Below are 12,093 nucleotides of genomic sequence, written 5' to 3'. Positions count from 1 at the left end.
CTGCATCTCAGGGAGGATGATAACAGTTGCGCTCATGATTTCGAGCGAAGGGAGAAAAGCACGGCGCTGAGGAAGTGCAGAAGCGCGAGCAGAATCGGTACCATACCCCAGTTTTGATCGGCCAGTATGAGCGCGCCCCCCAGGAGGAACAACGCGGCGCGCACGGCGCTGTGGCGTCCCAATCGTGAACGCAAGGCCTGTTCCCGGCTGTTGTCACCAGCCGATGTGATCCAGAGGGGCAGCAGATGGGTAGCTGCACCGGTCACCAGCGGTAACAGAAACAGCGGAATGAATGCCTGGGTAGTGTTTGCTGCGTTGAGCAAGCCAAAGGCGTGGGCCGTGCCGCTCAGTAGCAGGATCAGCAGGCCGGATACCGCTGTTGCCAGTGAGGTGCTGGCGCCATGTGCCTGCCACACTGCCCGTCGATGGGTGATCAGCAGTGATCTCAGCAGTTGACCGAGCGGGGGCAGCCATAGCAGCAGGCCAAGCAGTGAAAGGGCGGGAGACCAGGCGGCACCCGCAGCAATCAATCCGGCGCCGGCTGTGATCCAGGGCCATTGACGCATCAGCCAAGGGCCTGCCTCGGGATCGGCATAGCCGCCAGTGGTGGGGAGCAGCACCCGCAGGGTGCCCAGGGCAGTCAAGCCGACAAATCCCAGGAGATTCAGGTGCAGGTGCAGTCGCCGCAACTGGGTCCACTGATCCGGCAGCAGATAACCGGCCAGAATGGAGAGCAGACCAAGTATCAGCGCCAGCAGGGCCAGTTGATACCAGAGTAGTCCGGGGTGGGGGCGCCCCAGGGTCTGCCGTTTGCGCCGTTGCATCCAGATGCTCAGCCAGAGTGCGGCAATCAGTCCGGCCACGGCGCCAAATGGATAGAGGGCGAAAGAGAAAAACAGGCTGAAACTGAGCACTATGCCCGCGCCGAGTGCCAGCAGGGCCGGAACCAGTGACAGGGGCTCCGCCGCGCGGGTACGGGTCAGTACCGGCACGAAATAGGTCATGGCACCCATGATCAGCGGCATGATACCCAGGGCGAATATCAGGTGCAGCGGTGCGGACGGGCGCAGCGGCAGCATGTACGGCAGCAGCAGTCCCGAGGCGAATCCCGCCAGGGTGGTCAACAGCAGAACTATCAGCAGCGGGTGCAGTTTCACCAGTTATCCCTGAAACACCCAAGGGGTCGGTGTCAAACCGGGTAATACCCGGGAAAACAGCGGTAAAGGCTGTTTGGTTTGTCTCCGATCCCGGTACCGTTCCATGGCAATGCTCACTCGGTCAGTCCGAGGTTATCCCAGATCTTCAAAGTCGCCGCCGACTGGTTCATGGTGTAGAAGTGCAGGCCGGGCGCGCCGTGATCGAGCAGGCGTCGGCACAGTTCACTGACCACATCCACGCCAAAGGCGCGGATGCTCTCCACGTCATCGGCATAAGCCTCCAGGCGCTTGCGTATCCAGCGCGGTATCTCCGCACCACAGGCGTCCGAGAAACGACTGAGGTTGCCGTAGTTGGTGATCGGCATAATGCCCGGCACGATGGGAATCCCGATATCCATTTTTTCGCAACTGTCGACAAAGCGGAAATAGGCGTCGGCATTGTAGAAATACTGGGTGATGGCGGCGTTCGCCCCGGCATCCACCTTGCGCTTGAAGTTGTTCAGGTCCGCCCGGGCGTTGGCTGCCTGGGGATGGAACTCGGGATAGGCGGCCACTTCAATGTGGAAATAATCACCGAATTCACGACGAATCAGCGCCACCAGTTCATTGGCATAGTTGAGTTCACCCCGGCCGCCCAATCCGGTGCCTGATGGCAGGTCGCCGCGCAAGGTGACCAGGCGGTGGATGCCCTGTTCTTTATAACGGTTCAGCAGCTGCACTATCTCAGCCACACTGCTGCTGATACAGGAGATGTGAGGCGCCGCCTCGATGCCCTCGGACACCAGCCACTCGACACTCTGGAAGGTGCGCTGCTGGGTGGACCCGCCGGCCCCAAAGGTGACGGAGACATAGAGCGGATTGACCCGGGCCAGTTTTCTGACCTGGGTCTTCAGCTTCTCCATGCCCTCCTCGGTCTTGGGTGGGAAGAGCTCAAAGCTGAACAGTTTCTGATCGGTCTGTTGTGAATGCATCGGTTTCTATGGATCTATGAAAATCGGCGGGCCACCTTGATGAACAGTGTTCGAAGGTGGGGGCTGCCATAGTGAAATCAGGATGGCCCCGCTGTACCAGCGGGGCCGGATCGGTTGCCGATCAGTAGCGGTAGTGCTCGGGTTTGTAGGGCCCTTCTACCGGTACACCGATGTAGTCCGCCTGTTCCTGGCTCAGGGTGGTCAGCTTGACGCCGATCTTCTCCAGGTGGAGGCGGGCGACCTCTTCATCCAGCTTCTTCGGCAGGGTGTAGACCTTGTTCTCGTATCCGCCGGTGTTATTCCAGATCTCCATCTGTGCCAGGGTCTGGTTGGTGAAGCTGTTGGACATGACAAAACTGGGGTGGCCGGTGGCGCAGCCCAGATTGACCAACCGGCCCTCGGCCAGGAGGATAATCCGCTTGCCGTCCGGGAAGATGATGTGATCCACTTGGGGCTTGATGTTCTCCCACTGGTACTGCTCCAGGCTGGCGACATCGATCTCGTTGTCGAAGTGGCCGATATTGCAGACGATGGACTGGTCGCGCATCCTCGCCATGTGATCATGCTGGATCACGTGGTAGTTGCCGGTGGTGGTGACAAAAATATTGGCCTCGGCGCAGGCCTCGTCCATGTTCACCACCCGATAACCTTCCATCGCCGCCTGCAGGGCGCAGATCGGATCGATCTCGCTGACCCAGACGGTGGCACCGAGTCCTTTCAGGGATTGAGCGCAACCCTTGCCGACATCGCCGTAGCCGAGCACCAGGGCGATCTTGCCGGCGATCATCACGTCGGTGGCGCGCTTGATGCCGTCGACCAGGGATTCGCGGCAGCCGTAGAGGTTGTCAAACTTGGACTTGGTCACCGAGTCGTTGACATTGATAGCCGGGAAGGGGAGATCGCCACGCTCCTGCATCTGATAGAGCCGGTGCACACCGGTGGTAGTCTCTTCGGTAACGCCCTTGATGTTCTTCAGGTTGCTGGAATACCAGTTGGGTTGCTCCGCCAGGCGAGCGCGGATGGCGGCATACATCACCTTCTCCTCCTCGCTGCCCGGGTTGTCCAGCACGCTGATATCTTTTTCCGCCTTGCTGCCGAGGATCAGCAGGCCGGTGGCGTCGCCGCCGTCATCCAGGATCATGTTCGGGGTGCCGCCGTCATGCCACTCCATGATCTTGTGGGTATAGGCCCAGTAATCCTCCAGGCTCTCACCCTTGAAGGCGAAGACCGGAATGCCCTGGTCGGCGATGGCCGCCGCGGCGTGGTCCTGGGTGGAGAAGATATTGCAGGAGGCCCAGCGCACTTCGGCGCCCAGTTTCACCAGGGTTTCGATCAGCACGGCAGTCTGGATGGTCATGTGCAGGCTGCCGGCGATGCGCGCGCCTTTAAGGGGCTTGCTCTCCCCGTATTTCTCCTGCAGCGCCATCAGGCCCGGCATCTCGGTGTTGGCGATGGCGATCTCCTTGTGGCCCCATTCGGCCAGGGAGAGGTCGGCGATTTTGTAATCGGTAAAGCTGTTTTCTACTACGGCGTTCATGATTAGTCTCCGAAAAAACTAAGCGCCGTTCATGGGTTTTTGAAGCCTCCTCCTGAGCCTGGCAGGGTGAACCTGTTGCAGCGCTTCTCAGGAGGAGGAGTGTTTTATGGATCTTTACAGACCGGCCTCTGCCCGCAGCGCCTCGGCCATGTCGGTGCGTTCCCAGGTGAACTCCGGCTCTTCACGACCAAAATGTCCGTAGGCGGCGGTCTTCTGATAGATCGGTTTCACCAGATCCAGCATCTGCAGAATACCATAGGGACGCAGGTCGAAGTGTTCACGCACCAGCTGGGCAATCCTCGCCTCGTCGATCTTGGCGGTGCCGAAGGTCTCTATGGATATGGAGGTGGGCTCGGCCACACCGATGGCATAGGAGACCTGAATCTCACACCGATCCGCCAGTCCGGCGGCGACGATATTCTTGGCTACATAGCGCCCGGCATAGGCGGCTGAACGATCCACCTTGGAGGGGTCCTTGCCGGAGAAGGCGCCACCGCCGTGACGAGCCATGCCGCCGTAAGTGTCGACGATAATCTTGCGCCCGGTCAGGCCGCAGTCGCCCACCGGACCGCCGATCACGAAGGAGCCGGTGGGGTTGATATGAATCTTGTTCTGCGGGCATTTGTCCAGCCAGGCCTTCGGCAGCACCGGCTGCAGGATGTTCTCCATCACGGCTTCGTACAGATCACTCTGCTTGATTTCGGGGTCATGCTGGGTGGAGAGCACTACAGCATCGATGCCGGTCACCACGCCATTCTCATAGCGCAGGGTTACCTGGCTCTTGGCATCGGGACGGAGCCAGGGCAGTACCCGTTTTTTACGCATCTCCGATTGACGCTCCACCAGGCGGTGGGCATAGGTGATGGGGGCGGGCATCAGCACATCGGTCTCGTTGGTGGCATAACCGAACATCAGTCCCTGGTCACCGGCGCCCTGTTCTTCCGGCGCCTTGCGATCCACGCCCATGGCGATATCGCCGGACTGCTTGCCGATCAACGACATGACGGCGCAGGTGCTGCCGTCAAAGCCCACGTCCGAGCTGGTGTAGCCGATGTCACAGATCACCTTGCGCACCAGGTCGTCGAGGTCGACCCAGGCGTCGGTGGTGATTTCGCCGGCGACAATGACCACACCGGTCTTCACCATGGTCTCACAGGCCACCCGGGCATGTTCCGGGTTGGGATCCTGGGCAAGGATGGCATCCAGTACCGCATCGGAGATCTGGTCTGCAACCTTGTCGGGATGGCCTTCGGAGACCGATTCAGAAGTAAAGATGTAGTCACTCATAATTTATTTCTTCCAGAAAATAGAAAACCCGTCTAGCGATTGCTAAAGACGGGTTCACAGTGATCTTTAACTGTTCCCTCGCTTTAGCTGTATTTATAGAGCGCCCGCAATCTGAGTCAAATTGGCGCTGCCCTAAGTTAGCCTCAGCCTCTATCAATGTCAATTAATCCACAGTAATAGCTTCCATAAGAATTTTATATCAATCTTGCCATTCTTTTAAGGTAGGATTATGTTCCGTTGTTTTTGCGCCTAATAAGATCGGGAGGGTGCAACATGGTCTCTCTGCAAACTCCGGTATGTGACTTTGGCCAGCCGGCGATCGATTTCGATCTCCCGGGTGTGGACGGGAAACGCTGGACTCTGGCGGACTGCCGTGGCGAGAAAGGGCTGCTGGTAATGTTTATCTGTAACCACTGTCCCTATGTTCAGGCGGTGCGGGAACGGATCGTACGAGATACCGCGGAGCTTACAAGCCTGGGGGTCAACGCGGTAGCGATTATGTCGAATGATCCCGCGCTCTACGAAGAGGACTCGTTCGAGAATATGATTCGGGTCTCCCGGCAATATCGCTTTCCTTTTCCCTATCTGCTGGATGAGAGCCAGGCGGTGGCCAGGCAGTATGGCGCAGTCTGCACGCCGGATTTTTTCGGTTACAACGCCGACCTGCAGTTGCAGTACCGGGGGCGACTGGATGCCAGTGGCAAGGCGGCTGCGCCTGACGATGCGCGGCGTGAACTGTTTGAGGCGATGCGGCAGGTTGCCATGACAGGAAAGGGGCCGGAGGATCAAATCCCCAGTATCGGTTGTTCGATAAAATGGCGTGACGCATAACCGGCGCGCATACCGTTTATTCATGTTGCAAACAGCGTATATGCATTGAAATCAATGCTTTATATCGGTTGTGGGATGCTGTTTTTACCCCCATAAGCGGATCTGGCTTGCCCTGCGAAGATGATGGCGCAAGAATGACACCCCGGGCCGGTTTTCGGGTGTGGTGTCGCCCGGGTGGGGTCTCTCCACGCGACAGGTTCGGGTCGGAAATATGACCGGATCGCTACAGCCAATGAATTAATGGGAGTCGCCTGCCGTGCAGGCGATTCCTGCCGCCGGTACAGGGCAATCCCGGCCGGGCGGAATACAGAATTATTAAACCATCCTAAAGACAGGAGAGACATATGTCCTCACGCAGAAATCTTGCAAACGCCGTCCGTGCCCTCAGCATGGATGCGGTCCAGAAGGCCAAGTCGGGCCATCCCGGTGCGCCCATGGGTATGGCCGATATCGCCGAGGTCCTCTGGAACGACTACATGAAGCATAATCCGGCGAATCCCAAGTGGCCTGACCGGGACCGCTTTGTCCTCTCCAATGGGCACGGTTCGATGCTGATCTACTCGTTGCTGCATCTGACCGGTTATGACCTGAGCATTGAGGACCTGAAACAGTTCCGCCAACTCCATTCCAAGACTCCGGGGCATCCGGAGTACGGTTATGCGCCGGGAGTGGAAACCACCACCGGCCCACTCGGCCAGGGCATCACCAATGCCGTCGGCATGGCCATCGCGGAGCGTTCGCTGGCGGCCGAGTTCAATCGCGACGGCCACACTATTGTCAACCACAACACTTACGTATTCCTCGGCGATGGCTGTCTGATGGAGGGCATCTCCCACGAGGCCTGCTCGCTGGCCGGTACCCTCGGGCTGGGCAACCTGATTGCCGTTTGGGATGACAACGGCATCTCCATTGATGGTCATGTTGAGGGTTGGTTCCAGGACGACACTCCGAAGCGCTTCGAGGCCTACGGCTGGCATGTGATCCCTGATGTGGACGGACACGACCCCGAGGCGATCAACAAGGCGCTGGAGTTCGCCAGGGCGATGACCGACAAGCCGACTCTGATCTGCTGTAAGACCACCATCGGTTTTGGTTCCCCCAACAAGGCCGGCAGTCACGCCTGTCACGGGGCGCCGCTGGGTGACGAGGAGATCAATCTCACCAAGGCTGCGCTGGGGTGGGATCATGGGCCTTTCGAGGTCCCGGAGGATATCTATGCCGGCTGGGATGCGCGGGAGAAGGGCGCTGCCGCCGAGGCGGCCTGGAACAGCAAATTTGCCGCCTACCAGGAAGCCCACCCGGAACTGGCCGCTGAGTTCAAGCGGCGCATGGCAGGTGATCTGCCGGAAGACTGGGCGGCCAAATCCGCTGAATTTGTCGCCAAGATGAATGCCGAGGCGAAGAGTCCGGCGACCCGTCAGGCCTCGCTGGCTGCCATCGAGGGTTATGCCGCCCTGTTGCCGGAGCTGTTTGGCGGTTCCGCCGACCTGGGCTGTTCCAACCTGACCGAATGGTCCGGCTACAAGCCGATGCGGGCCGAGTCGCCCGACTCCAACTACATCAACTACGGGGTGCGGGAATTCGGTATGTCGGCCATCATGAACGGTGTGGCCCTGCATGGCGGTCTGATCCCGTTTGGCGCCACCTTCCTGATGTTTTCCGAATATGCCCGCAATGCCCTGCGCATGGCGGCGCTGATGAAACAGCGTTCGCTGTTTGTCTATACTCATGATTCCATTGGTTTGGGTGAGGACGGTCCAACCCATCAACCGATCGAGCAAATTGCCACCCTGCGCATGATCCCCAACATGTCGGTGTGGCGTCCCTGTGACAGCGTGGAGACCGCCGTGGCCTGGAAGGCCGCAATCGAGAGAAGTGGCGGACCGTCCTGCCTGATTTTCTCCCGCCAGGGACTGCCGTTCATGCAGCGCAATGAGCAGCAGATCGCTGATATCACCAAGGGTGGCTACGTGCTGCGGGATTGTGACGGCACACCGGATGCCATCCTTATCGCCACCGGTTCCGAGGTTGGGTTGGCGGTGGATGCGGCGGCGGAACTGGCCGGCAAGGGCACCCGGGTGCGGGTGGTTTCGATGCCGTCGGTGGATGCCTTTGAAGCCCAGGATGAGGCCTACCGGGAGTCGGTCTTGCCGGCGTCGGTGACTGCCCGCGTTGCGGTCGAGGCGGGTGTAACAGACGGTTGGTACAAATATGCACGCAAGGTGGTGGGTATTAACCACTTTGGCGAGTCTGCGCCGGCTGATCAACTGTTCAAGGAGTTCGGCTTTACCGTTGAAAATGTCGTCAAGGCAGTGGAAGAGACACTTTAACTGAAATAGTGCCGGGGCGCCTCGGGCGTCCCCGGCCTGAAGATCCGATTGCAGTAAATAACAACTTATCTGGAGGTTTTTCTAATGACTATCAAAGTAGGCATTAACGGTTTTGGTCGAATCGGTCGCATGGTGTTCCGGGCCGCCGTACAGAATTTTGACGATATCGAGGTCGTTGGTATCAATGATCTGCTGGATCCCGAGTACCTGGCGTATATGCTGAAATACGATTCAGTGCATGGCCGCTTCAAGGGTGAGATCGCCGTCGACGGCAACACCCTGATCGTCAACGGCAACCGCATCCGCCTGACCGCCGAGCGTGACCCCGCCAACCTGAAGTGGGACGAAGTGGGTGCCGAGGTGGTGGTGGAATCCACCGGCCTGTTCCTGACCAAGGAGACCTGCGAGAAGCACCTTGCAGCCGGCGCCAAGAAGGTGATCCAGAGCGCGCCCAGCAAGGACGACACACCGATGTTCGTGTACGGCGTAAACCACGAGAAATACGCCGGTGAGACCATCATTTCCAATGCCTCCTGTACCACCAACTGTCTGGCGCCGATTGCCAAGGTGCTGAATGACAGCTTCGGTATCAAGCGTGGCCTGATGACCACCGTGCACGCGGCGACCGCTACCCAGAAGACCGTGGACGGTCCGTCGATGAAGGACTGGCGCGGTGGACGTGGCATCCTGGAGAACATGATCCCCTCTTCCACCGGTGCCGCCAAGGCGGTTGGCAAGGTGATCCCGGAACTGAACGGCCTGCTGACCGGCATGGCGTTCCGCGTGCCGACCTCGGACGTGTCGGTGGTTGACCTCACCGTCGAGCTGAACAGTGAAGCCTCTTACGAGGAGATCTGTAGCGCCATGAAGGACGCCTCCGAGGGCAAGATGAAGGGCGTTCTTGGCTACACCAACGAGAAGGTGGTCTCCACCGATTTCCGCGGCGAGTCCTGTACCTCCACCTTTGATGAGGAAGCCGGTATCGCCCTGGACAAGACCTTCGTCAAGGTCGTCTCCTGGTATGACAATGAGTGGGGCTACTCCAGCAAGGTGCTGGAGATGGTCCGCGTCATGCAGAAATAGTCGCGTGACTTGGCGGGGCGGGGGAATGCCCCTGAACCGCCGGCAGACGGCGCCCCGGTACGAACCGATCGTACCGGGGCCGTCGATTACGACCAGAGGCATTAGTTGAAATGCTGGTTTCACCTAATCCCTTTTAAATAATAAACACGCGTTCTCAGGAGATCTTTTCCATGTCCGTAATCAAAATGACCGACCTTGACCTTGCCGGAAAACGGGTGCTGATCCGCCAGGATCTGAATGTGCCTATCAAGGCGGGCAAGGTGGCCTCGGATAAGCGCATTCGCGCCTCCCTGCCGACCATCGAACATTGCGTCAGGGCGGGGGCGCAGGTGATGCTGATGTCCCACCTGGGCCGACCCACCGAGGGTGAGTATGCCGAGGAATTTTCGTTGCAACCGGTAGCCGGTTACCTGAGTGAAGCCCTGGGCAAGGATGTGCGGCTGGTCAGTGATTATCTGGAGACTCCTCCACAGATGAATAACGGCGATGTGGTCCTGCTGGAGAATGTCCGTTTCAATGTGGGCGAGAAAAAAAACGACGAGACCCTGTCGCGCCGCTATGCCGCCCTGTGTGACATCTATGTAATGGATGCCTTCGGTACGGCGCATCGTGCCCAGGCCTCAACCCATGGCGCCGGCAGTTTCGCGCCGACCGCCTGTGCCGGTCCGCTGCTGGCGGGCGAGCTGGATGCCCTGGGGCGGGCGCTGGACAACCCGGCCCGTCCCATGGCGGCCATCGTCGGCGGCTCCAAGGTGTCCACCAAGCTGACGGTGCTGGACGCCCTGTCCAAGATCGTCGATCAGCTGATTCCCGGTGGCGGCATCGCCAACACCTTTATTGCGGCGGCCGGTTACAACGTGGGCAAGTCGCTCTATGAGGCCGACCTGATTCCGGAGGCCAAGCGCCTGATGGCGGCAGCCAAGGCCAAGGGTGGCGAGATTCCGGTGCCTACCGATGTGGTCTGTGGCAAAGAGTTCTCCGAATCGGCCGAGGCGACCGTCAAGCGGGTCGAGGATGTGGCGGACGACGATATGATTTTTGACATCGGGCCGGAGACAGCGGCCCGCTTTGCCGGGATGATGAAATCCGCCGGCACCATTGTCTGGAACGGGCCGGTGGGTGTGTTTGAATTCGATCAGTTTGGTGCCGGTACCCAGACCCTGGGTATGGCAATTGCCGACTCTTCGGCGTTTTCGATTGCAGGCGGCGGCGATACCCTGGCTGCTGTGGATAAATATGCCATTGCCGATCGCGTCTCTTATATATCAACCGGCGGTGGCGCCTTCCTGGAGTTTCTGGAAGGCAAAAAACTGCCGGCTGTCGAGATGCTCGAGTCACGCGCGGCTGGCTGACAACCTGAGGAATCACCGTCTGTGAGGATCGGACGGTGATTCCGGAGAAACTATGTTAAGAAGAACCAAAATATTGGCTACCCTGGGTCCGGCTACCGATGACCCCAAGGTAATGGATCAACTGATTAGTGCCGGGGTGGACGTGGTCCGGCTGAATCTCTCCCATGGTACCCATGAGGAGCACCGGCAGCGTGCCGAGATAGTCCGTGACCGGGCGCGCGCCAGCGGCCGTCAGGTGGGTTTACTGGTGGATCTGCAGGGTCCCAAGATCCGCATCACAGGATTTCGTGAGGGTAAGGTCTTTCTGGAGCAGGGTGATCCATTCATCCTGGATACCCGGTGTGGCCCCAAGGAGGGCGACAAGCAGCGGGTCGGTCTGACATTTCCCGAACTGATCAAGGATGTGAAACGGGGTGACACCCTGGTATTGGCCGACGGGGCCATCGTGCTCTGGGTTAACGAGGTGAATGAGACCGAGATTCACTGCAAGGTGGAGACCGGTGGCGAGCTCTCCAACAGCAAGGGGATCAACAAGCAGGGCGGCGGTCTCTCGGCTCCGGCGCTGACCGACAAAGACAAGCTGGATATCCGGTTTGCCGCCAGTATCGAGGCCGACTATCTGGCTGTCTCCTTTGTGCGCAGTGCCGAGGATGTGGATCAGGCCCGGGCGCTGCTGCGCGAGGCGGGCGGAAGTGGCGGCATTGTCTCCAAGGTGGAGCGGGCCGAGGCGCTGGAGGTGATCGAGGAGATCATCGCCGCATCCGAGGCGATCATGATCGCCCGGGGCGACCTGGGCGTCGAGATTGGCGATGCGGAGCTTCCGGCGGTGCAGAAGCGACTGATCCGCCTGGCCCGTTCGCGCAACAAGGTGGCGATCACCGCCACCCAGATGATGGAATCGATGATTGAACATCCGATCCCGACCCGGGCCGAGGTGTTTGACGTGGCTAACGCGGTCCTGGACGGTACCGACGCGGTGATGCTCTCGGCGGAGACGGCCGCCGGCCGTTACCCGGTGCAGACAGTGGAGGCGATGGGCAAGATCTGCCGTGAGGCGGAGAAGCAGCGCAAGGTGCGTAAATCCCATCATCGTCTGAACAGCGTGTTCGGCCGTATCGATGAGGCAATCGCCATGGCCGCCATGTATACCGCCAATCATCTGGATGTGGCGGCTATCGCGGCCTGGACCGAGACCGGCTATACGCCGATGTGGATGTCACGCATCAGCTCCGGCATCCCGATCTACGCCCTGACCTCACACGTGGCAACCCGGCGCAAGGTGACCCTGTTTAGGGGCGTCTATCCGGTCAGCTTTGATGTCTCCAACGATAGCGCCCAGGATATCAACAAGGCAATCGTGGACGAGATGCTGCAGCGGGGTGCCGTGCGCAACGGCGATCTCCTGATTATCACCAAAGGTGATACCAACGGGGTCATGGGGGGCACCAACGTGATGAAGATTTTACGCGTCGGGGAGCACTGTTGAGCCGGATTGGTTTGTTTTACGAATAACAGAGGGTAAGGGGGGTGCCTCTTCTGTGCCCA

Annotated in this window: 9 protein-coding genes and 1 riboswitch; of the genes, 5 read left to right on the top strand and 4 right to left on the bottom strand. The window is 59.4% G+C overall.

What is annotated here, in order from left to right; all coding sequences use genetic code 11:
* Nucleotides 1-32 precede the first annotated feature (32 nt).
* From A3GO_RS0110515 to metK, 4 genes are all read right to left on the bottom strand, one after another.
* Nucleotides 33-1,157 (bottom strand): hypothetical protein, encoded by a 1,125-nt coding sequence (locus A3GO_RS0110515; RefSeq protein WP_051302159.1) that lies wholly within the window; start codon nt 1,155-1,157, stop codon nt 33-35.
* 113 nt (nt 1,158-1,270) lie between these two features.
* Nucleotides 1,271-2,128, bottom strand: coding sequence for a methylenetetrahydrofolate reductase [NAD(P)H] (gene metF / locus A3GO_RS0110510; RefSeq protein WP_029133361.1), 858 nt, complete (start codon nt 2,126-2,128; stop codon nt 1,271-1,273).
* A 121-nt stretch (nt 2,129-2,249) separates the two neighbouring features.
* Nucleotides 2,250-3,665, bottom strand: a complete 1,416-nt coding sequence (ahcY, locus tag A3GO_RS0110505) for an adenosylhomocysteinase (RefSeq protein ID WP_029133360.1) — start codon at nt 3,663-3,665, stop codon at nt 2,250-2,252.
* Between the two features lie 13 nt (nt 3,666-3,678).
* A riboswitch (S-adenosyl-L-homocysteine riboswitch) is annotated at nt 3,679-3,760 on the bottom strand.
* A gap of 19 nt (nt 3,761-3,779) precedes the next feature.
* The gene (gene metK, locus A3GO_RS0110500; RefSeq protein ID WP_037375137.1) at nt 3,780-4,952 is read right to left on the bottom strand and encodes a methionine adenosyltransferase; all 1,173 of its coding nucleotides are present in this window, start codon (nt 4,950-4,952) and stop codon (nt 3,780-3,782) included.
* 273 nt (nt 4,953-5,225) lie between these two features.
* On the opposite strand from metK, the gene A3GO_RS0110495 reads away from it, so the two are divergent.
* From A3GO_RS0110495 to pyk, 5 genes are all read left to right on the top strand, one after another.
* Nucleotides 5,226-5,783 (top strand): thioredoxin family protein, encoded by a 558-nt coding sequence (locus A3GO_RS0110495; RefSeq protein WP_029133358.1) that lies wholly within the window; start codon nt 5,226-5,228, stop codon nt 5,781-5,783.
* A gap of 344 nt (nt 5,784-6,127) precedes the next feature.
* On the top strand, nt 6,128-8,113 hold the full coding sequence (gene tkt, locus A3GO_RS0110490) for a transketolase (RefSeq protein WP_029133357.1): 1,986 nt from the start codon (nt 6,128-6,130) through the stop codon (nt 8,111-8,113).
* Nucleotides 8,114-8,197: 84 nt separating this feature from the next.
* Nucleotides 8,198-9,196, top strand: coding sequence for a type I glyceraldehyde-3-phosphate dehydrogenase (gene gap / locus A3GO_RS0110485; protein ID WP_029133356.1), 999 nt, complete (start codon nt 8,198-8,200; stop codon nt 9,194-9,196).
* Nucleotides 9,197-9,366: 170 nt separating this feature from the next.
* Complete coding sequence (locus A3GO_RS0110480; protein ID WP_029133355.1) at nt 9,367-10,548, top strand: phosphoglycerate kinase; 1,182 nt, start codon at nt 9,367-9,369, stop codon at nt 10,546-10,548.
* 52 nt (nt 10,549-10,600) lie between these two features.
* Nucleotides 10,601-12,034 carry a pyruvate kinase gene (gene pyk / locus A3GO_RS0110475; RefSeq protein WP_029133354.1) on the top strand — a complete coding sequence of 478 codons (1,434 nt, stop codon included), beginning with the start codon at nt 10,601-10,603 and terminating at the stop codon, nt 12,032-12,034.
* Nucleotides 12,035-12,093: the final 59 nt, after the last annotated feature.

Source organism: Sedimenticola selenatireducens DSM 17993, from assembly GCF_000428045.1.
Classification (GTDB): domain Bacteria; phylum Pseudomonadota; class Gammaproteobacteria; order Chromatiales; family Chromatiaceae; genus Sedimenticola; species Sedimenticola selenatireducens.
This window is presented reverse-complemented; position numbering and strand designations above follow the sequence as displayed.